We start from the raw sequence: 20,971 nt of genomic DNA, 5'->3' as shown, positions 1-20,971 counted from the left end.
GCACTAAAACGCCGGGACGACGGTGTATTCGTGCGCCTCACCCGTCACCGGGTGCGGAAAACTCAAGAGGCCCGAGTGCAGCAGCAAGCGGTCGGCCTGGGCTTGCACCTCGGGCGGTGCGTACAGCGTGTCGCCCACCATGGGGTGACCGATGGCCTGCATGTGCACGCGCAACTGGTGGGTGCGCCCGGTCACGGGTTCCAGCTCCACACGCGAGGTGTTGGCGGCGGCGTCCACGGCCGTGCAGCGCCAGCGCGTGAGGGCGCTTTGACCTTCGGCGTGGTTGATGGTGCGCTTGGGGCGGTTGGGCCAGTCCACCAGCATGGGCAGGTCAATCTCTTTCCATTGGCCGTCCAGGGCAAGCAGCCCCGTGACCACGGCGGTGTAACGCTTGTCCACGCGGCGTTGTTCAAACGCGAGGTTGAGCACGCGTTGGGCTGGCAGGCCGCGCGCCAGCACCACCAGGCCCGAGGTGTCACGGTCCAGCCGGTGCACGATCAGCGCGTCGGGGTAACGCGCTTGCACGCGTTTGCTCAGGCAGTCCGCCTTCTCGGGGCCACGGCCCGGCACGGTCAGCAGGCCCGAGGGTTTGTTGAGCACCACGATGGCATCGTCGGCAAACACCACCTCCAGTGGCAGGGCGGCAAAGTCTTCAGTGGACAACATCATGGTGGGACAACAGCCGCTGCACGGTTTCGCACAGCTCGTTCACATCGTTGGGTTTGTAGATCAGGGCACTGGCACCCTCCTGCAGCGCGCGTTGCTCAATTTCCGGGGTGACATAACCCGACGCCAGCGCCACCGGCAGGTCTGGCCGAATGAGCTTGGCCTGCCGCAACAGGTCCACGCCGCTGAAGCCGGGCATGTTGTAGTCCGTAACCAACAGGTCGCAACCCATGGGGTTGGCGTGCAGCGCCGCCTGGGCTTCATGTGGGTCAGTGAAGGTGGTCACGGCAAAGCCCTTGCGCGTGAGCACACGCGACACCAGGAACACCAGTGCCGGGTCATCGTCCACGTACATGACATGCAGGCCGCGGCCCTTTACCTCCTGCACCGGGTCCGGCTCTGCCACGCCCAGCGGCATTTGCTCGGTGGCCGGGAAGTACAGGGTGAACACGCTGCCATGCCCGACCTCGCTGTGCACGTCGATCGCGCCCAGGTGGGTCTGCATGATGCCGTGCACCACCGACAGCCCTAGGCCTGTGCCCTGGCCCACCTGGCGCGTGGTGAAGAAGGGTTCAAAAATGCGCTGCATGGTGGCTTCGCTCATGCCGCCCCCGGTGTCGCGTACCCGCACGGTCACATAGTGGCCCGCTGGGACACCCAGACGGTCACTAAAGGGCAGTTCGATCTCGGCCTGCCCGAGCTCAATGGTGACCGAACCCTTGGTGTTGCCAATCGCCAGAATGCCGTTGGTGCAGAGGTTGAGCAGGGCCTGCTCCACCTGGGTGGCATCCGCCAGTACCGAGGGAATGCCATCGGGCACCAGCAGCTGCAGCTCCACGGCAGGTGGGAGCGCGACTTTGACCAGGCGTGCGGTTTCTTGCACCACTTCGGCCAGCTGAATCGGCGTGCGCTTGGGCGGTTCGTTGCGGCTGAAGGTGAGAATCTGCCGCACCAGGTCGCGCGCGCGGCGACCGGCTTTGTCGATTTCCTGGAGGCTTACCAATGCACTCGCATCGGGTGCAGTATCTTGTTTGGCCAGTTCCACATTGCCCAGAATGGCGCTCAGGATGTTGTTGAAATCATGCGCAATGCCACCGGCCATGGTGCCCATGGCCTGCATTTTTTGCGACTCGCGCAGTTGGGTTTCGAGTGCGGTGCGCTGGGCCTCGGCCAGTTTTTTGGCCGTCAGGTCGCGCGCAAAAATGGTCGTGACTGCGCCGTGTGCGCTGTGCTGGCCGCGCCGGGCGACCGGGTCGCTGTCCAGCGAACGCAGCGGCGCACGGGTGCGCAGGCGCCGCTCCAGCGAGACGCTGATTTCCACATAAATCTGCTGGCCCCGCAGCGTTGTGGCCGTGAACTCTCCCAGCATGGCCTGGGCCGGCACATTGCCGCTTTCCAGCGCGCGCTCCACATCGGGCAGAAAGCGGCCCAGGCGGGCGCCAAAGGCTTGGTCGGCCGGGCATTCAAACAATGCGGTGGCGGCCGGGTTAAAGACCGTGATGCACTGCTTTTCGTCAATGCACAAAATGGCGTCCAACGATGAGTTGATGATGGCCGCCATGCGGTTTTCGCTCAGCAACAGGTCTTCGTTGCGCTGGCGCAGCACGGCGGCACTTTCTTGCAGGGCCTGGCGTTCTGCCAGCAAAGGGCCCTGGTCGATGATGGCGCAGATAAAGTGCGCCAGCTCATCCAGCGGGTTCTCGATCCGTGCAATATGCAGGTCCCCGGTGAGTTTGCCGCGCGAGCCAGCCAGAAACTCCACCTCGTGGACCTCACTGGTGCCTTCCTGCCGGGCACTAGAAAAAGCCACCGCCACTTCGTCCGTATGGTCCTGCCCCACAAAGGGCAGCAAAAAGTTCAGCGGCGCATCACTCTCCAGCGGCTGGAATAGGCGCAGCGCCATGGCATTGCTGGCCAGCACCAGGCCTTCTTCGTCCACCACCATCAGGGCTAGCGGCACGTTGGAGAATAGCGTGGCAAAACGCTCCGAAGCGCCCTCGGCTTCTTGTTGGGAATAACGCAGGGCCTTGTTCTGGATTTCCAGTTCGGCCTGGTACTTGCGCAAGTCTTCGATCATCTGCGACGGGGCGTAGCCGTCGATGATCATGTGTTGCCCGGCACGCCCCTGGCGTGTGGGCACGGAGGCTTGGCGCGGGGCGAGTGGTTTGGCTTTGCGGCGTGAGAGTTGGGCCATTTACCGTCGCACGACGCTGTTGCCAGGCGCATAGGCCTGGGACCTGAGGGGGCTGTTGGCCGCAATGTAGGCGCGCAGCACGTCAGCGTCCACAAAACCGGTGTCTACATAACCCGGGTGGGTGCTGAGTTTGGGGTAACCATCGCCGCCTGCAGCGACAAAGTTGTTGATGGCCATGCGGTAGGTCTTGGCAGGGTCAATGTCCTGCCCGGCCACCTTGGCACTCATCACCTGTCCGGCTTCCATCACCAGTTGGATACCGGCAAATTGTGCAAACGCGCCCGAGCCCGCCGTCATCTTGGCGGCGGCTGCGAGGTAGTCCCGCACTTCTTTGCCATTCAGGGACACCACCACCACGGTGTTGCCAAAGGGGTGCACGGTCAGCACGTCTTTGTAGGTGATCTTGCCTGCGGGCAGTGAGTCGCGCACACCGCCAGCGTTGACGATGGCGAAGTCGGCTTGGGTCTTGTCCATCATGGATTTGCCAATCATCACGCCCAACGCTGTGGGTTGGCTGCGCACCACGCTGCGGTCACCTTCGAGCTTACCGTCGCTGCTGCCCACTTCGACCAGCAATTTCTGCTGGCCAAAGTCTTGGAACGGTTTGAGCAGTTGCAGCATCTCGGGCGACTCTGCAATCTCGGGGGCGTAGGTTTGCATCACCGTCTTGCCGTCGGCGGTTTTCACGGCCTTCTTGAGGTTGATGGGAACCAGCGTGTACTTCACCAGCGTGAATTCACCGTTGCGGTAGCTGAAGTCGGCGCGGCCCACGTACTTGCCCCACTCGTGGGCTTGCACGATCCAGGTGCCATTCTGGCGGTCAGGTTTGCATTCGGTGCCCGGCACGTAGGCCCGGTCCAGCACATTCTCGGCTTTCATGCAGGCCGGGTTTTGGGAGTGGCCGCCCACAATCATGTCTAGGCCTTTCACGGCGCGGGCCAGTTCCACATCGCCCGGCGCCTGCACGCCGTGTTTGCCATCTTCGTAGTGGCCCATGTGGGTGGCGGCAATCACCACGTCAGCTTTCTGGCGCAGCTCGGGGAGCAGCTTGGTGGTTTCGGTTTGCACATTGGCAAAGGTCACGCCGCGCACGTTGTCCGGGTGCACCATCTTCTGCGTGTCTTCGGTGGTCAGGCCCATCACGCCTACACGCACGCCACCCAGGTTGAACACCTTGTAGGGGGCAAACATGCGGCTGCCATCTTTGTAAATGTTGGCCGATAACATGGGGAAGGTGGCGAGATCGCGTTGCATTTGCAACACCACCGGCGGCTTGTCGAACTCGTGGTTGCCGACGGCCATGGCGTCATAACCCAGCAGGTTCATGCCCCGAAAGTCGGGTACGGCATCTTGCAGGTCGGACTCGGGCACCCCAGTGTTCACATCACCACCGTCGAGCAGCAGGCTGTAACCACCGGCCGTCTTCACTTCCTGGCGGATTTGGTCGATCACAGTCTTGCGCGCAGCCATGCCGTACTCGCCATCGCGGTTCTTCCAGAAACGGCCATGGTGGTCGTTGGTGTGCAGGATGGTGATGGCGTAGGTCTTGTCTTTGTCCGGGCCCGGGCCGCCCCACTGGGCGCAGCCCGCAAGGGCCAGCACGGTAACACTGAGAAGAAGGGCAGAGGTGCGCATGGTGGCGGTTCCAGGAGGGCTTTAAGGGGCTTGGAGGTTGCGAAACTTGTTTATATCAAACTCGCTCAAGGCCGGGGCCTGATTGCCCCAGGCATTGCGGATGTAACTTAGCACCGAGGCCAGCTCGGCATCGCTCAGGGTGAGCACAAACGGTGGCATGCCGTGCGGCTGCGGGCGGCCCTGGGTGGCCGGCCCATAGCCGCCTTGCAATACCGTCAACACCAGGTTGTTGCTGGGAGTCATTTGCACCGCGCGGTTCCCGGCCAGGGCCGGGTAGGCATCGGCTTGGCCCTCGCCCTGTTTCCCGTGGCATTGGGCACATTGGGCCTCGTACAGGCGTGCACCCAGTGTCAGGTTGGCTGCCACTGTGTTGTAGGGGGTGGCCGCGGCACGGGGCGTTTCGGGCAGCTGGGCCAGGTAACGGGCCAGGGCCTCTGCATCGGCTGCCTGCAGGTACTGGGTGCTGTGGTGCACCACTTCGGCCATGGGGCCGCTGGTGGTGGCGTGGCGGTTGGCCCCGGTGGTGAGCAGGGCCACGGTGTCATCCAACGTCCAGCCCGCCACGCTGCCTTCGTTGGCCGCGCGCAGTGAGGGGGCGTACCACAGGCTTTGTGGCAGTGTGGCGCCGGACAGTGTCTGGCGCAGGTCCGGTGCGCCCCACACATTGCGCGCGCCATGGCACTCGTTGCAGTGCCCCAGGCCGTTAACTAGGTAGGCGCCGCGCAGCAGGGGCTCCGTCTGCGCTGGCGCTTGGGCCACCGGCTCTGCAGGTGCAAAGTTCACGGCCCGCCACACGGCCAGCGCCCACTGGCTGCTGTAGGGCCAGCGCAGGGCATGGGGCTGGTTGGGTTGGTCTGCGGCTGGCAAGGTTTGCAAAAAGGCCAGCAGGGCATCGCTGTCTTCACGGGCCAGCTGGGTGAAGCTGGTGTAGGGGAAGGCGGGGTAGAGCAGATGCCCGTCGCGCGAGCGACCGTTGTGCATGGCCTGCCAGAAGTCCTCGGCCGACCAGCGGCCCAGCCCTGCGTCCGGGTGGGGTGTGAGGTTGCTGGTGTAGACCGTGCCAAAGGGTGTGGGAATGCCTTTGCCGCCGGCGTAACTGGCGCCACCCGGTGCGGTGTGGCACAACGCGCAGTTGCCAATGCGTGCCAGGTAGGCACCGCGTTGTACGGCTTCCATGGCCGGTACCGTGGGGGTGTTCCGCGGGGTGCTGGCCGCCTGGGGGGCGCGAAACTGCGTGAGGGCCACATAAGCCAGCAGCAGGCCTGCAAGGACCAGCCCGCCGAGCCCTGTCCACACCACGCGTCTGCGCCAGGATGACGATGGGGTGGGCATGTCAGGGCGCGCTTCCACACGGTGGCAGCGCAAGCGCGCCGGGCAATGCCGCCGGCCGCTGCGCGGCGGGTTTGGTGCTGGTTGGCAGTGTTTGGGAGGACAGCCATTGGGTGGCCGCATTCACGTCATCGACACTGAGTTTGCGTGCAATGTCAGCCATGCAGTCGGGGGCGTGGGCTTTGCGCTGGCCGGTTTGCCAGCCACCCAGTTGGGCGTTGAGGTAGTCACGCGGCAGGCCCAGCAGGCCAGGGGTATTGGGTTGTACACCGGTCAAGGTGGCGCCGTGGCACGCCACACAGGCCGGAATGCCCAGCGCCTGGTCACCCTGCAGCACCAGGCTTTTGCCACGCGCCAGTACGGCCGTGGGTGCGCCGCTGCGGGCTGGGGCCGGGTAGGGCACGTCCAGCTCCGAAAAATAGGTGGCCATGTCACGCAGGTAGTCCGGCCCCAGGGGCGCCAGCAGGCCGGCCATCAGCGTGTAATGGCGCCGGCTTTCCTGAAAGTTGCGCAACTGGTTGTACAGGTAACCCGCGGGTTTGCCGGCCAGGCGGGGGTAGTAACCATCGGGGCCGGCCTTGCCCAGCGTGCCGTGGCAGGCGGTGCAGGCGGCGGTGCGCTCGGCCATGGGGTGGGGCGCATCGGCCGCGCCCGCTGTGGCAAAGGCCAGCAGCAGGCCAATGGCCAGCCCGGTGGCACACCGGCTGCGCCACACAACAGAGTAACTCCAAGCAAACATGCTGCGAGCTTACCGCAGCAGGTGGGTGGGCTGCCTTAGCTGGCGTCGGCCCAGACTACGGGTCGGCCTTGCGCCAGCCAGCTGGCAAAGTGGGGCGCATACACCTCTTCCACTTTGTTGCGTTTGACCTTGAGCGTGGGTGTGACAAAGCCGTTTTCGGGGGTCCAGGCGGTGGTCACTGCGGCCAGGCAGTCGAGCTTCTCGTGCGGTTCCAGCATGGCGTTGACGGCCTGCAGGTGCAACTGCAGCGAGGTGCTCAGGGTCTGGCGGCCCTCACTGCTTTGGCTGCGGGCCACAGCGTCGGGTGACAGCATCACCAAAGCCAGCGGTTGTGCCAAGTTGGCACCGGTGACCGCGCAGGCTTCGATGTCGGGGTGCAGCACCAGCCGGTCTTCAATGGGGGCGGGCGCCACGTACTTGCCCTTGCTGGTTTTGAAGATGTCTTTCACGCGGCCGGTAATGCTCAGGAAACCTTGCGCATCGATCTGCCCCTTGTCGCCGGTGCGCAGCCAGCCGTCTGTCGTGAATGCCTCTGCGGTCTGGGCTTCTTCGCGGTAGTAAGCTTTCATAAGGGCCGGACAGCGCATCTGGATCTCGCCGGTTTCGACGTCCACCCGGCTTTCCACACCGGTGTAGGGCAGGCCTACCGATCCGGTCTGGCGCGAGCCCGGCAGGGTGGAGTGCGACACACCGCTGTTTTCGGTCATGCCATACACCTCAATCAAATCGAGCCCGAGGTTGCGGTACCACTGCAACACGTCGGCCGGCATGGGCGCGGCACCACCGGCCGCAATGCGGCACTGGTCCAGGCCCAGGCCTTTGAGGATTTTTTTGCGCACCAAGTTGCCAATCAGCGGCAGACCCAGCAGGCGTTTGAGTTTGGGCGCCGGAATCTTGCCGTGGATGCCCTGCTGGAACTTGACCCACAGGCGCGGTACCGAGAAAAAGATGGTGGGCCGGGCGCGCTGCAGATCCATTAAGAAGGTGTCCAGCGATTCGGCAAAAAAGATGCGCCCGCCGTAACGCAGCGAGGCTTGCTCCACTAGCATGCGTTCGGCCACGTGGGCCAGCGGCAGGTAGGAGATGTAGCGGTCGTTCACATCCATGCGCACGCGGTGTGTGGCGCTGGACACACCCCAGGCCATGGTGTTGAAGGTGTGCACCACTCCCTTGGGTTTGCCGGTGGTACCCGAGGTGTAAATGATGGTGCTGGTCTGATCCCCATCGGCCACTGGCTGGCCACTCAGGGGGGCGTTGTTCTTGACCAAATCTGCCCATTGCAGCGCCGCCAAGGCGGGGGCCAGCGGCAGTGCCACCAATGGCAAACCTGAGGGGACGCCGTTTTTGATGTTGGCGGTGTCGTCCATCTTGCCCACAAACAAGGCCTTGGCCTCGCTGTGTGCCAGGATGTAGGCCAGCGCTTCGGCATTGAAGGTCGGGTAGATGGGTACCGACACATAGCCCGCCATCACGATGGCCAGGTCCGCCAGGATCCAGTGCGCGCTGTTTTTGCCGATGATGGCCACGCGGCTGCCTTGCGGCCAACCCTGCGACTGTAGCCAGCCCGCCATACAACGCACCTGCTGCGCGGCTTGTGCCCAGGTGATGTCCAGCACCGCACCGCCGCCGGTGGGCTGGGTCAGGTAGACCTGCGGGCCACGCTCCTTTTCCCAGCGGTACAGGCATTGCAAAGGCAAATCGCCGGGCGAGACGGTGATGGTGGTCATGGACACTTCCCTGTGGATGGAAAGACCATTCTTGGGGCTCGCCAAGCCACCGACAATGGTGTTGACCCTAGGTGACGTGGCTCCGCGAGCTTGGTGTTTTTACGGTGTGGGCATCACGGTGCGGTGGACCATGCCATGGGTTGCTCCACCACCAGGTCGCTGCGGGCCTGGGCCACACAGGGCAAAAACCAGCCCTCGGCTTTTTCATCGGCACTCACACCGGGCCAGTCAATGGCATAGGCCACCTCGCCCTGCACCAGCCTGCACAGGCAGGTACGGCAGGTGCCGTTGCGGCACGAGCTCTCCAGCTCCACGCCCGCGGCCAACCCGGCTTGCAACACGCTCTGCGCGGGTGTGGCTGCAAACACCCAACCATCGGGTGCGATGCGCACCTGAAAAACCGCAGGCAGTGGCGTGGAAGAGGGGTTGGAATCGGGCATCAAAGTGGGGGAGGGGAGGGTTTCTACGAATGCTGCGACAATCACGCTCTTTTTTTCAATTTTGCGTGAGTTTGCGTTTAGACATGTCCGATACGACTACTTTCAAGGTTCGCCCCGCCACCCTGCGCGATGCCAAAGCCATCGCCGAGCTCCACAACTCCACCGTGCGCGAAGCTTTTAAGAGCATGCTGGCCGATACCCCGGTGCCCACCGTGCCCCTGGAAAAACGCCAGGCTTACTGGCGTGAGGCCATCGAATACGCCGAGCCCCAGGTGCAAGTTGCCTTGGACGACGACAAGATCGTTGGCTTTGTGGGCTTCGACCGTTCGCGGGACAAGGGTACGCCACCCACCATGGGTGAGCTCTGGGCCATCTATGTGGCTTCCAGCCATTGGGACAAGGGCGTGGGCCTGGCCCTGTGGGATGCGGCCCGCGAAGGCCTGCAAGACGAAGGCTGCACCCACGTGAGCGTGTGGTTACCCATTGCCAACGAGCGCGCCATGCGCTTCCACGAGTTGGCGGGTTTCAAACGTGAAATGTCCACTGCCAAGACCGTGCCCATCGGCACCGTCAAGATCGAGGAAATCCGCCTCAAGCGCCCGCTGAACTGAGGCGTTTGACCACCACGCTGCCGATCGAATAGCCCGCCCCAAACGAGCAGATCACCCCCACCTCACCCGCCGCAATGTCGGCGTGGTGGCGGTGGAAGGCGATGATGGAGCCGGCTGACGCGGTGTTGGCAAACTCGTCCAGAATCACCGGCGCATCGTCCAGCGTGGCTTCGCGGCCCAGCAGCTTCTTCGCAATCAGTTGGTTCATGCCCAGGTTGGCCTGGTGCAGCCAGAAACGGCGCACGTTCTGTGGCGTCATCCCCAAACTCTCCAAGTGGCTTTCCATGTGCTCTGCGGCCATGGGGCACACCTCTTTGAACACCTTGCGGCCTTCCTGGCGGAACAGTTGGTCGCGGTCGTCCGGGTTGCGGTCTTCGGCGCGCCACATGAAGCCGTGGTTGTTGCGGATGTTGTTGCTGAAGGTGCTCAGCAGCTTGGTGCCCAGCACCTCAAACGCGCCTGCGGGCGCCAGGTCCAGCCGCTCCACCAAAATGGCGGTGCACACATCGCCAAAGATGAAGTGGCAATCGCGGTCTATCCAGGCCTGGTGGGCCGAGGTGATTTCGGGGTTCACCACCAGCACGGCGCGCGCCGTGCCGCAGCGCACCGCGTTCACTGCTTGTTCCAGTGCAAAGGTGGCCGACGAGCAGGCCACATTCATGTCAAAACCATAACCCTGCACACCCAACGCGGTCTGAATCTCCACCGCCATGGCGGGGTAGGGGCGCTGCATATTGGCGGCGGCGCAGATCACACCATCCACATCGGCGGCGGTTTTGCCGGCGGCCTGCAGTGCGTCCTGGCAGGCCTTGACGGCAATCTCGGCCATCAGCGAAATCTCGGTGTCGGGGCGGGGCGTGAAGTGCGGGCGCATGCGCGTGGGGTCCAGCACACCGGTCTTCTCCATCACATAACGGCGCTGAATGCCTGAGGCCTTCTCGATGAACTCCACGCTGGAGTCGGTCAGCGCTGTGTGCGTGCCCGCCGCAATCGCGTCGGCATGCTGGGCGTTTTGCAGCGCGGCGTAGGCGTTGTAGGCCGCTACCAGTTCGGCATTGGTGATGACGTCGGGCGGGGTAAACAGGCCTGTACTGCTAATGGCGACACGGTGCATGGTGAACTTCTTGGTCGGTTAGGCGCGCCCGCGGATTGCCGGCGCCGGCGGATTATCCGCCGAAGTGCGGGCAGTCCCGGGGGTTACAAGCCCTCTGTTCGCGGGGCCGCCAAGGCGCTAGGCTTGGCACTTGGCTGGCCGTTGGCGCCGGCGTGCAGGAGACTTTGATGACCCCATTTCGCGGCTGGGCCGCCCACAGCAGCGGCGCCGCTTTAGAACGCCTGGACTTTGACCCCGGTGCCCTGGACGCCGAAGACGTGGAGATTGCCGTGGAGTACTGCGGTGTTTGCCACTCCGACCTGGCCATGGTGGACAGCGAGTGGTTTCCCACCAGCTACCCCGTAGTCCCTGGGCACGAGGTGGTGGGCACCATCACCGCCGTGGGGCCCAACGCCAAGGGCCGCAGCGTAGGCCAGCGCGTGGGCCTGGGCTGGCACAGCAAGAGCTGTTTGCACTGCAACTTTTGTGTGGGTGGTGAGCAAAACCTGTGCAACACGCGCCAGCCCACCATCATCGGCCGCCATGGCGGCTTTGCCGACAAGGTGCGTGCGCATTGGAGTTGGGCCCTGCCCATCCCCGCGGGGCTGGACCCTGCGGTGGCCGGCCCGCTCATGTGTGGCGGCGGCACGGCCTTTCTGCCCTTTGTGATCCATGACATCAAACCGACCGACAAGGTGGGTGTGGTCGGCATCGGTGGCCTGGGCCACCTGGCGGTCAAGTTTGCCAAGGCCTGGGGCTGTGATGTGACAGCCTTCACCTCCAGCCCGTCCAAGCGGGAAGAAGCGCTGCTGCTGGGCGCGCACCGCACCGTGTCCAGTGTGGATGTGAAAGAGCTCAAAGCCTATGCCGGCCAGCTGGACTTTTTGCTGGTGACGGTGGGCGCCAGCCTGGAGTGGGATGCGCTGATTGGCACGCTGGCCCCCAAGGGCCGCCTGCACATGGTGGGTGTGGTGACCGAGGCCATGAAGGTGCGCACCAGCGGCCTGCTGTCCTGGCAGCGCAGCATCTCGGCATCGCCCACGCCATCGCCTGTCACGCTGATCAAGATGATGGACTTCTGCGCCCGCCATGGCATTGCGCCGCAGGTGGAGCATTTCCCCATGTCCCAGGTGAACGACGCGCTGGACCACATGCGCAGCGGCAAGGCACGCTACCGCGTAGTGCTGGATGCGGACTTTGCCTGAGTTGTGAATGAAATGGGCTGCTAGCGCTTATGAATATTGCGCTAGCAGCTATAAATTTTATAGCGATTAATTTTGCGATCAGAAAGGTGGTCGTTGCACCTGTGGTGATTTGCGTGGGCATGGCGCGCTGATTGGCGGAATTTCCATGCGCTGAACTGGTGAATTAGCGTGGCGCGGGATGCGCCGATGCTATGCTGGAGTGGCTATACAGCAACCACTGGGGAGTGATTTGATGGACGCACTGGACTTCACCGAAAAACCTACTGTACTGGTCGTGGACGACACGCCTGACAACCTGTCCCTGATGGCCGGGCTGCTCAAAGACCACTACCGAGTTGTGCTGGCCAACCATGGCGAAAAGGCACTCAAGCTGGCCCGGGCCGAAGATCCCCCGGACCTCATCCTGCTGGACATCATGATGCCTGGCCTGTCGGGCTATGACGTGTGCAAAATCCTCAAGGACGATCCCGCCACCCAGCACATCCCCATCATTTTCCTGACTGCCATGACGGCAGCCGAAGAGGAAAAAAAGGGGCTGGAGATGGGCGCGGTGGATTTCATCACCAAGCCCGTCAATCCGCCCATCATGCTGGCGCGGGTGTCCACCCAGTTGCAGGTCAAGGCTGCAGCGGACTTCCTGCGGGACAAAAATGATTACCTGGAAACCGAGGTGCAGCGCCGCGGCCGGGAGCTGGCGGCGATTCAGGATGTCACCATTCTGGCCATGGCCTCCTTGGCGGAGACCCGCGACAACGACACCGGCAACCACATCCGCCGCACGCAGCACTACCTGCGTCTGCTGGCCAACCAGTTGCGCCGGCATCCGCGCTTTTCCCGTTTTTTGGACGAGCGCACGATCGATATCTTGTTCAAGTCTGCCCCCCTGCACGACATTGGCAAAGTCGGCATTCCAGACCGCATCCTGCTCAAGCCCGGCCGCTTCGAGCCCCACGAGTTCGAGATCATGAAGACGCACTGCAAGCTGGGGCGCGATGCGATTCAGCATGCAGAGGACCAGTTGGGACTGGAAGTCGAATTTCTGCACTACGCCAAAGAAATTGCCTACAGCCACCAGGAAAAGTGGGATGGCAGCGGCTACCCCGAAGGTTGGGCCGGCGATGCGATTCCCATCTCGGCACGCCTGATGGCCGTGGCCGATGTCTACGATGCGCTGATCAGCCGACGCGTCTACAAACAAAGCATGTCGCATGAAAAAGCGGTGGCCATCATCGCCGACGGACGAGGCAGCCATTTCGATCCCGATATCGTCGATGCCTTTCTGGAGCTGACGGAGCAGTTCCGCGCAGTGGCCCTCGAATATGCCGACAGTGATGAGGTGATGGCCGAAAAAGCCAAGAGCCTGAAGGTGATTACAGGCTGATACGCCGTGAAACGGCTCTCTGCCTATTTGGCGCAAAACGCGCATGCTGCCTGGGCACTGAATGCGGGTGTGGCACTGGTTCTGGCCGCCGGCGCCTACTGGCTCGACGTAGAGATACGCACCCAGCAGCGCCAACATCTGTTGCAGACTGAGGCACAGCGCAGTGGCCTGGAGCTGATGTCCACCACCCTGAACGGCAACCTGATGGGCTCGGTCACCCTGCTGGGTCTGCTGGATGGGGACATCAAGCAGGAGGCCTCCAACGGGCTTGCGGCGGACGACTCCAATGTCCCCGTAACGATGTCCATCGTGGGTAATGCCTTTGCCGCAGAGGGCGTATTTGTGGTGGGGGTGGACGGTATCGTCAAATCGTCCTGGGACCGTGCCAACAAACCTTCCACCGGTTTGGATGTACGGTTCAGACCGTATTTCCAGATGGCCATGCGCGGGCAATCCAACGTTTACGCCGCCGTCAGCATGGCGCGGGGGGACCGTTCACTCTACTTCACCGCCCCCATCTTCCCCGAGCACGCGCGCTCCACCGTAGGGGGTGGGGCCGTTGTAGCGCGCACTACGCTGGACCGCGTGGATGCCCTGCTGCGTGACAAGTACGACCTTGCATTGCTGCTGTCTCCGCAAGGGGTGGTGTTTGCGGGTAACCGGAACGACTGGACGGGCCGGTTGGCGGGCGTGGCCACACCGGCGCGCCTGCAGGCCATCCGGGAGCTCAAACAGTTTGGCGCCATGTTCGAAAACCAGCCCCCGCTTGCCTTGCCGCTGGAGCCCGTGCAGGGCGTCCAGCGGGTAGACCAGCAGTCCTATGCCGTCGCACTGGCCCCTGTAAGTTGGAACGACCCGGCAGGTGATTGGCAACTGATCGTTGCGGAAGACCTGGGCCGCACCGTGCCCATGGCTGCCTCTGCCGGGCTCGCCATGGGTGTGGCGCTTCTGGTGTTGCTGCTGGGCTGGCTGTGGCTGCGCTTGCTGCGTGTACGTTACGCACAGAGCCTGGCGTCCACACAGCTGCAGGTCTATGCAGACGAGCAGGAGGCGCAGGTGCATTGGCGAACCCAGTTGGGCGCCCTGTCGCTGCGGCTGCAGCACTGCGATGACTGGGAGCAGTTTGCAACCACCTTTTTTCGGAGCGCTCGCGAGATGGTCGGTGCATTGCAAGGTGTTTTGTACGTGGCGAACGGTGAGCCCGACGACGACACACTGATACTGGCCGGCAGCGCTGCTTGTTCCCAGGCGCCAGAGGCGTTGTTGCAACCCGGCGTAGGGTTGCTGGGCCAATGTGCCGTGGAGCGGCGTAGCCAGCTGATCGAGACGCCACCCGACGGCATCTGGAACGTACGTTCGGGCCTGGGGGGCGCCCGGGCCGGCGCACTGCTGCTGGTTCCACTGGTCATGCAAGACCATTTGATTGGTGTGCTGGAGCTGGCTTTGCTCCGGGCCCCGGACGGACGCGTCCAGCGGCAACTGGATGAGTTGGTGTTCCTGCTGCAAAACCACCTGGAAATTCACCGCCGAACCCTGCAATTGCAGGCCCATGCACAGCACGGGGACAATGTTGAGGTAACTACATGAACCGATTCGCACGCTCATTGGAGCAATGGACCTTGGGCAAAAAACTGGCTTCAGGGTTCATCTTGCTGATGTTGTTTGCGATTGGCGTGGGCCTGATCAACTTGCAGGCACAGCGGACCCTGATCGAACACATCCAGCAACTCAATGACAAGGAACTGCTGGGTGTGTCTGCCGCTCGTACGGCGCAGGTCCAGTACTCCACGATCGGACGCGAGTTGCGCCAGGCCTTGCTGGCCGGCTCTGGCCCCGAGCGGGTCATCGCCTTGAAGGAGATCGATGAAGCCGAGAGCGGTCTGCGCAACATGATCAACGAATTGCGCGGAACGCTCCACCAGAGCGCCAACCTGCAGCGCCTGCAGACCTTTGAAGCAGAACTGGCGGTCTACAAGGCCAACAGGGACAAAGTACTGGAGTTGATGCGCGTGGGGCAGGATGAGGCCGCCCGTGTCTACCTGACATCGGCCGAATTCCGCGCCCCCGGCGTCGCTGCCAATACTGCCATCACCGAGCTGGCCGAAGCCAAGGAAAAGCAAGCCCGTGATGGCGTGGACCGGGCTATCGCCGAAGCGGGCCACATGGTGCGCATCGCGGTGATGTTGCTGACTGTCGGCGCACTGCTCAGCGCGCTGATCGCGCTGCTGGTGGCTCGCTCCATCCGCAACCCGATTTCCAGCATCCGGCGGGCCGTCCAAAAGCTCGCCGACGGCGAGCTCAGCGCCGAGGTGCCCTGCACCGACTACAACAATGAAGTCGGCGAGGTTGCACGCTCTGTCCAGGTACTGCAGCAAGGGGCGGCTGCGATGGACAACATGAGTTGGGTCAAGGGAAATCTGGCCGAGTTGGCCAATGCCTTGCAAACGGTCAACAGTTTTGCCGAGCTCTCGCAGGTGTTGTTCAGCCAATTGGGGCCTTTGCTGCATATCGGCCATGGTGCTTTCTATATCCATGAGGAAGAGGAGCACCGCGTTCGTCTGCTGGGTGGGTATGCCCTGCGGGAGCGCAAGGAGCTGAACCAGTATTTCGCCATGGGTCAGGGCCTGGTAGGTCAGTGTGCGATGGAGCGTGCGCCCATCGTGCTGACCCAGCCACCGCCCGACTACGTGCGCATTGGTTCCAGCCTGGGCGATGCCGTGCCGGTTGCCATTGTGGTGTTGCCGGTCTTGCGCAATGAGCGGCTGCTGGGGGTGCTGGAAATCGCCACGTTCGAGCCGCTCTCGGCGCGCGAGGAGTCTTTGCTGGACGGCGTCATGCCCACGCTGGCCATGAACCTGGAGATTCTCGAGCGCAGCGTGCGTACCAACAAACTGCTGCAGGAAACACAACGTCAAGCGCAGGCCATGCAGCTGCAAGCAGCCACGCTGGAAGAGCAAGCCGTGGAGCTGGAAGCGCAGAAAGATTCCATTGCGGCCACCGAGGCCTGGTACCGCGGCATTATTGAATCCGCACCCGATGGGCTGCTGGTCACCGACGCGCAGGGCACCATCACCATGGTCAACCCGCGGATGCAGGACCTGTTTGGTTATGCGGACCACGAACTCGTGGGCCAGCCCATGGAAATATTGGTGCCCACCGCCATACGCGCCAAACATCCAGGTCTGCGCGAGGGGTTTGTGCAAGACGGGCGATCTCGCAATATGGGTAGTACTGACGGAAGCCTGAGGGGGGTGCGCAAAGACGGCACGGAGTTCCCGGTGGAGGTGGGCCTGTCGCGCCTGCCCGCCATGGGTGGCCGGGGCGTCTGTGTGTGTGCCTCGGTGCGCGACGTGACCGAGCGCAATCGGGTGGAACAGGAAGTCCGCAATAGCCAGCGCCAGATCCGCACGCTGGTGGACAGCATTGGTTCCATCATCACCCTCAAAGACCGCGAAGGCCGTTACCAGCTGATGAACGCCACTTATGCCAAGTACATGGGCGTCGGCGAGCATGATGTCCTCGGCAAGAGCGCCTATGACTTCCTGCCCAAGGACGTGGCTGACAAGATTGCAGCGGTGGAGCGCCGGGTCCTGGACAACGGCGAAGTAGTGACCTACGAGGAGGTCATTCCCTCTGCCGATCGGTCAGAGCTGCGCACATTCATGACCACCAAGACACCGCTCATCAACGAGGCGGGGGAAATTTTTGGCATCTGCGGCATCGCTACCGACATTACGGAGCGCCAGAAAACCCAAGAGGCCATGCGCATCGCGAATGCCGAGCAGAGTGCCATGTTCGAGGCCACTACGCTGGGTATTGCCTTTATCAAGGATAGGACCATTGTGCGTAGCAACCGCAAACTGGATCTGTTGTTTGGAACCCCGGACGGTACACAGATTGGTCAGACCACACGCGCTTGGTATGCCACGGACGAGGACTTCGTCCAGGGTGGAGATGCCGTCTACGCGCAGCTCGCACGCGGTGAAATGCACCAGCGCGAGCAGGAACTGGTGCGCGCCGACGGCACGCGCTTTTGGTGCCAACTGAGTGGCGCGGCCATTGACCCTAGCGATCTGTCCAAAGGCACGGTGTGGATGCTGAATGATGTGACCGAGCGCAAAGCGGCGGAACAGGCACTCACTGACGAGCGCAGACACCTTCAAAATATTCTGGAGAACAGCCCGGTCGCTGTCTGCATCGCAGCCGCAGATGGTCGCCCCATTTTCGCGAACCAGCAGATGCTGCAGATGATGGGTCTGAGCATGGAGGAGTTGCTCAAGCTGGGTAGCACCCTGTCGATGTGGAAGAACCCGCAAAGCCGTGCAGAGCTGGTCGAAATATTACGCCGCGACGGCGTCGTCAAGGATTTTGAAACTGAGACGGTGCGACCTGATGGTGAATCGATCAGTGTGCTGATCAGCGCCAACATGATGAAGCAGGGGGAGTCTCTGCAGATGATCAGCTGGATGTACGACGTGACGGAGCGCCAGAAGGCCCAGGAGGCCATGCGCACCGCCAATGCCGAGCAGACCGCCATGTTCGAGGCCACCACGCTGGGCATCGCCTTCGTCAAGGAGCGCGTGATTGTGCGTGGCAACCGGCAGCTCGATGTGTTGTTCAAAACCGGCGAAGGTGGGCTGATCGGAAAATCCCCCCGCTCCTGGTACGCCACCGACGAGGAGTTTGCGAAGGGACTGGACGAGATTTATGCACAGCTTTCCCGTGGCGAGAAACACCAGCGCGAGGAGGAGTTGATCCGTGCCGATGGCACACGCTTCTGGTGCCAGCTCAATGGTGCTGCCATTGATCCCCACGATTTGAGTAAGGGCACGGTGTGGATGCTGCTGGATGTGACCGAGCGAAAGCTGGCAGAACAGGAGATACAGCGCAATCGCCAGTTCATGGAAGCCGTACTGGAGAACATCAACTCCGCCATTTATGTCAAGGACGTGCATGGTGTTTACACCTTTGTGAACTCCGACTGGGAGCAGGCCACCGGCCTGACACGCGCTGAAGTATTGGGGCGCTCTACCCTCGAAGTGGATCACCTGGGTCGTGGCCAGCTGTACCACGAGCTGGACATGCAGGCCATCAATGCTGGGCAGTTGGTGGTGACCGAGGAAGTGGCCGGTCAAGGGGATGGGGAGCGCTTCTTCCAGGTCACCAAAGTGCCCATGAGACAAGGCGATGAGATTTCGGGTCTTTGCAGCATCGCCTTTGACGTGACGGAGCGCAAACGCATGGAGGCAGAAATCCAGCGTACCAATTTCCTGGCCGACGTTGCGCTGGAACTGACGGACAGCGGCTACTGGTATGTGGACTACAGTGACCCGGACTATTACTTCCAGTCCGAGCGTGCGGCGCGCATTTTGGGAGAACCTATCAAGCCAGATGGTCGCTACAAGCTCGATAGCGAGTGGTTTTCGCGCCTGGAAGTCGCCAACAAGGAAACGGCTGCTGCGACGGCGGAGCGGTATCAGGGAGCGGTAGACGGCAAGTACGACCAATACGACTCCATTTACGCGTACAAACGCCCGATCGATGGCGAGATCATCTGGGTCCACGCGGCTGGGAAGGTGGTGCGTGACGAGGCGTCCAACAAGATTACGTTCATGTATGGGGCCTACCAGGACATCACGCAGCAGAAAAAAACCGAGGCCGAGATTTTGCGGGCGCGTGAGCAAGCTATGGAGGCCACCAAGGCCAAGAGCGACTTCCTGGCCAATATGAGCCATGAAATCCGCACGCCCATGAACGCCATCATCGGCATGAGCCATCTGGCCTTGCAGACCGGCTTGGACAAGAAACAGCGCAACTACATCGAAAAAGTGCACCGCTCTGGCGAAAACCTGCTGGGCATCATCAACGACATCCTCGACTTTTCCAAGATTGAGGCCGGCAAGATGTCCATGGAGACGATTGATTTCCGGCTGGAAGACGTGATGGACAACCTGGCCAACCTGGTGGGCATGAAGGCCGAAGACAAAGGCCTGGAACTGCTGTTCCAGGCCGCCCCCGATGTGCCCACGGCCTTGCAGGGCGACCCCTTGCGCTTGGGCCAGATCCTCATCAATCTGGGTAACAACGCGGTCAAGTTCACCGACAAGGGGGAAATTGTTGTTGGCATTGAAAAAATTTCTGAAGACCCATCGGGTGTGCAACTGCACTTCTGGGTCCAAGACAGTGGCATCGGCATGACACCAGAGCAGTGCAGCAAGATGTTCCAGAGTTTCAGCCAGGCCGATGCATCCACCACCCGCAAATACGGGGGGACCGGTTTGGGGCTCGCCATTTCCAAGAATCTGGTGGAACTGATGCAAGGGCGCATCTGGGTGGACAGTGAACCAGGCAAAGGCTCCGTGTTCCATTTCAATGCGCGTTTTGGCGTGCAGGATATGCCCAGTGCACGGCGCATGTTCCGTGCCGATGAATTGCTGGGGGTGCGCGTGCTGGTTGTGGATGACAATGCCGCGGCTCGTGAAATTCTGGCCTCCATGGCCAAGTCCTTTGGTCTGGAGGTCGATGTCGCCTGGAACGGGCAAGAGGCGCTGCGCATGGCGGCGCAGGCAGATCAGCAGGGTTTGCAGTACGACCTGGTGTTGATGGACTGGAAGATGCCGGTGATGGATGGTGTGGAAACCATGCAGCGCCTGCAGGCTGAGAAACTGACCCAGGTGCCCATGGTCATCATGGTCACGGCCTATGGCCGCGAAGAGGCCATAGGTTCTGCCCAGCAACGCGGTGTACGTCTCCATTCTGTGCTGACCAAGCCGGTCAATGCATCGACATTGCTGGAGGCCATTGGGGAGGCCCTTGGCAAGGGCGGACTGGTCGAAACCCGGGCCACCGCAAAGTCCGAAATTCATTCGGATGCCATGGCGCAATTGGCCGGTGCACGCCTCCTGCTGGTGGAAGACAACGACATGAACCAGGAGCTGGCGCTGGAGTTGTTGCGCAATGCCCAGGTAGAAGTTGTGATTGCCAACCACGGGCAGGAAGCGCTGGACATTCTGTCTTCCGACACGGCCTTTGACGGTGTGCTCATGGACTGCCAAATGCCTGTCATGGATGGCTACACCGCAACGCGCGAGATTCGCAAGAACCCAGCGTTCCAGCATTTGCCCATCATCGCCATGACGGCCAATGCCATGGCGGGCGACAGAGAGAAGGTACTGGAAGCTGGCATGTGGGACCACATAGCCAAACCCTTGAACGTAGAGGCCATGTTCAACACCATCGCGCGGTGGGTGCATCCTGCCGCAAGCAAGGAGGCTACCGCTTTGGCAGGCACCGCGTCGAACACCTCTGCAAACACCGCCCCTGTCGCGGCAGAGTTGCCACCCTTGCCAGGCATCGACACGGCGGCTGGGCTGGCCACCACCATGCAGAACGCGAAGCTGTATGCGCGTTTGCTGGTGAAATTTCGGGACAGCCAGGGGCATTTCGCCCAGTTGTTTGAAGCCGCATGTGGGGATGCGGACACCACCGCCCCGGCACGGGTGGCGCACACCCTAAAGGGCACTGCGGGCAATATTGGCGCCCTGGAGGTGCAGGCCGCGGCCGCGGCCTTGGAGAAAGCCTGCCATGAAGGTGCTGGCGAAACAATCCGGAGTGCTTTGCGGGACGCCGTGGTGCGCACCCTGGAGCCCGTTATTGCGGGGTTGCAAGCACTCACGGACGGTACGGTGCCCCCGGCGGTGGTGACGGTCGCGGTGGCGGACCTGCTGGAAACACTACAACCCGATCTGCACAAACTCGAAAGACTGCTGACGCGCAGTGACGGCGAGGCCGCGGATGTGCTGGAGCAACTTCAGCAACGCGCTGAAGGCACAGCGCTAGGCAGGGAGTTGGCCGCTGTGGAGGCAGCCCTGAACGTTTTTGACTTTGATGAGGCGCTGGTCCCGTTACGGCGGGTGCTCGCCCAATTGCCATCCCAAGCTACGGAGTAACG

The 20,971-nt window shown here is 62.3% G+C and carries 13 protein-coding genes; 5 read left to right on the top strand and 8 right to left on the bottom strand.

Annotated elements, in window-relative coordinates:
* Nucleotides 1–3: 3 nt before the first annotated feature.
* The 7 genes from C5F53_RS04420 to C5F53_RS04390 form a co-directional block, all read right to left on the bottom strand.
* The gene (locus C5F53_RS04420) at nucleotides 4–669 is read right to left on the bottom strand and encodes an RluA family pseudouridine synthase (RefSeq protein ID WP_370446700.1); all 666 of its coding nucleotides are present in this window, start codon (nucleotides 667–669) and stop codon (nucleotides 4–6) included.
* Nucleotides 653–2,860 carry a PAS domain-containing sensor histidine kinase gene (locus tag C5F53_RS04415; protein WP_105260076.1) on the bottom strand — a complete coding sequence of 736 codons (2,208 nt, stop codon included), beginning with the start codon at nucleotides 2,858–2,860 and terminating at the stop codon, nucleotides 653–655. Before C5F53_RS04415 ends, C5F53_RS04420 begins: the two co-directional genes overlap by 17 nt.
* The gene (ushA, locus tag C5F53_RS04410; RefSeq protein WP_105260075.1) at nucleotides 2,861–4,495 is read right to left on the bottom strand and encodes a bifunctional UDP-sugar hydrolase/5'-nucleotidase UshA; all 1,635 of its coding nucleotides are present in this window, start codon (nucleotides 4,493–4,495) and stop codon (nucleotides 2,861–2,863) included.
* A 21-nt stretch (nucleotides 4,496–4,516) separates the two neighbouring features.
* Nucleotides 4,517–5,827, bottom strand: a complete 1,311-nt coding sequence (locus C5F53_RS04405; RefSeq protein WP_105260408.1) for a cytochrome c — start codon at nucleotides 5,825–5,827, stop codon at nucleotides 4,517–4,519.
* 1 nt (nucleotide 5,828) lies between these two features.
* A complete protein-coding gene (locus tag C5F53_RS04400) occupies nucleotides 5,829–6,563 on the bottom strand; it encodes a c-type cytochrome (protein WP_146097292.1) in 735 nt (244 codons plus the stop codon).
* A 35-nt stretch (nucleotides 6,564–6,598) separates the two neighbouring features.
* A complete protein-coding gene (locus C5F53_RS04395; RefSeq protein ID WP_105260073.1) occupies nucleotides 6,599–8,290 on the bottom strand; it encodes an AMP-binding protein in 1,692 nt (563 codons plus the stop codon).
* A gap of 113 nt (nucleotides 8,291–8,403) precedes the next feature.
* Nucleotides 8,404–8,730, bottom strand: a complete 327-nt coding sequence (locus tag C5F53_RS04390; RefSeq protein ID WP_105260072.1) for a 2Fe-2S iron-sulfur cluster-binding protein — start codon at nucleotides 8,728–8,730, stop codon at nucleotides 8,404–8,406.
* 65 nt (nucleotides 8,731–8,795) lie between these two features.
* Between C5F53_RS04390 and C5F53_RS04385 the strand changes: the two genes are divergently transcribed.
* Nucleotides 8,796–9,341, top strand: a complete 546-nt coding sequence (locus C5F53_RS04385; RefSeq protein ID WP_370446699.1) for an N-acetyltransferase family protein — start codon at nucleotides 8,796–8,798, stop codon at nucleotides 9,339–9,341.
* Here C5F53_RS04385 and C5F53_RS04380 read toward each other — a convergent pair.
* Nucleotides 9,322–10,455, bottom strand: coding sequence for a beta-ketoacyl-ACP synthase III (locus tag C5F53_RS04380; protein WP_105260070.1), 1,134 nt, complete (start codon nucleotides 10,453–10,455; stop codon nucleotides 9,322–9,324). The two genes, C5F53_RS04385 and C5F53_RS04380, sit on opposite strands and share 20 nt — an antisense overlap.
* Nucleotides 10,456–10,622: 167 nt before the next feature.
* Here C5F53_RS04380 and C5F53_RS04375 point away from each other — a divergent pair, with 167 nt between their 5' ends.
* The 4 genes from C5F53_RS04375 to C5F53_RS04360 all read left to right on the top strand — a co-directional run bounded on the left by C5F53_RS04375 (nucleotide 10,623) and on the right by C5F53_RS04360 (nucleotide 20,969).
* Nucleotides 10,623–11,639, top strand: a complete 1,017-nt coding sequence (locus tag C5F53_RS04375) for an NAD(P)-dependent alcohol dehydrogenase (RefSeq protein WP_105260069.1) — start codon at nucleotides 10,623–10,625, stop codon at nucleotides 11,637–11,639.
* Nucleotides 11,640–11,871: 232 nt separating this feature from the next.
* Nucleotides 11,872–13,020, top strand: a complete 1,149-nt coding sequence (locus tag C5F53_RS04370) for a two-component system response regulator (RefSeq protein ID WP_105260068.1) — start codon at nucleotides 11,872–11,874, stop codon at nucleotides 13,018–13,020.
* Nucleotides 13,021–13,026: 6 nt separating this feature from the next.
* Nucleotides 13,027–14,607 (top strand): GAF domain-containing protein, encoded by a 1,581-nt coding sequence (locus C5F53_RS04365; protein ID WP_146097291.1) that lies wholly within the window; start codon nucleotides 13,027–13,029, stop codon nucleotides 14,605–14,607.
* Complete coding sequence (locus C5F53_RS04360; protein ID WP_105260066.1) at nucleotides 14,604–20,969, top strand: PAS domain S-box protein; 6,366 nt, start codon at nucleotides 14,604–14,606, stop codon at nucleotides 20,967–20,969. The genes C5F53_RS04365 and C5F53_RS04360 overlap by 4 nt, the downstream gene beginning before the upstream one ends.
* The last annotated feature ends 2 nt before the right edge of the window (nucleotides 20,970–20,971 follow it).

Source organism: Rhodoferax sp. TS-BS-61-7, assembly GCF_002943465.1.
GTDB lineage: Bacteria > Pseudomonadota > Gammaproteobacteria > Burkholderiales > Burkholderiaceae_C > Allorhodoferax.
Note: the sequence above shows the minus strand (reverse complement) of the source record. Positions and strands in the feature narration are given on the sequence as shown.

What these genes read in the sequence shown, in the direction of transcription:
- C5F53_RS04420 (WP_370446700.1), bottom strand. Translation starts at nt 669, where the DNA reads ATGATGTTGTCCACTGAAGACTTTGCCGCCCTGCCACTGGAGGTGGTG.
- C5F53_RS04415 (WP_105260076.1), bottom strand. Translation starts at nt 2,860, where the DNA reads ATGGCCCAACTCTCACGCCGCAAAGCCAAACCACTCGCCCCGCGCCAA.
- ushA (WP_105260075.1), bottom strand. Translation starts at nt 4,495, where the DNA reads ATGCGCACCTCTGCCCTTCTTCTCAGTGTTACCGTGCTGGCCCTTGCG.
- C5F53_RS04405 (WP_105260408.1), bottom strand. Translation starts at nt 5,827, where the DNA reads ATGCCCACCCCATCGTCATCCTGGCGCAGACGCGTGGTGTGGACAGGG.
- C5F53_RS04400 (WP_146097292.1), bottom strand. Translation starts at nt 6,563, where the DNA reads ATGTTTGCTTGGAGTTACTCTGTTGTGTGGCGCAGCCGGTGTGCCACC.
- C5F53_RS04395 (WP_105260073.1), bottom strand. Translation starts at nt 8,290, where the DNA reads ATGACCACCATCACCGTCTCGCCCGGCGATTTGCCTTTGCAATGCCTG.
- C5F53_RS04390 (WP_105260072.1), bottom strand. Translation starts at nt 8,730, where the DNA reads ATGCCCGATTCCAACCCCTCTTCCACGCCACTGCCTGCGGTTTTTCAG.
- C5F53_RS04380 (WP_105260070.1), bottom strand. Translation starts at nt 10,455, where the DNA reads ATGCACCGTGTCGCCATTAGCAGTACAGGCCTGTTTACCCCGCCCGAC.
- C5F53_RS04375 (WP_105260069.1), top strand. Translation starts at nt 10,623, where the DNA reads ATGACCCCATTTCGCGGCTGGGCCGCCCACAGCAGCGGCGCCGCTTTA.
- C5F53_RS04370 (WP_105260068.1), top strand. Translation starts at nt 11,872, where the DNA reads ATGGACGCACTGGACTTCACCGAAAAACCTACTGTACTGGTCGTGGAC.
- C5F53_RS04360 (WP_105260066.1), top strand. Translation starts at nt 14,604, where the DNA reads ATGAACCGATTCGCACGCTCATTGGAGCAATGGACCTTGGGCAAAAAA.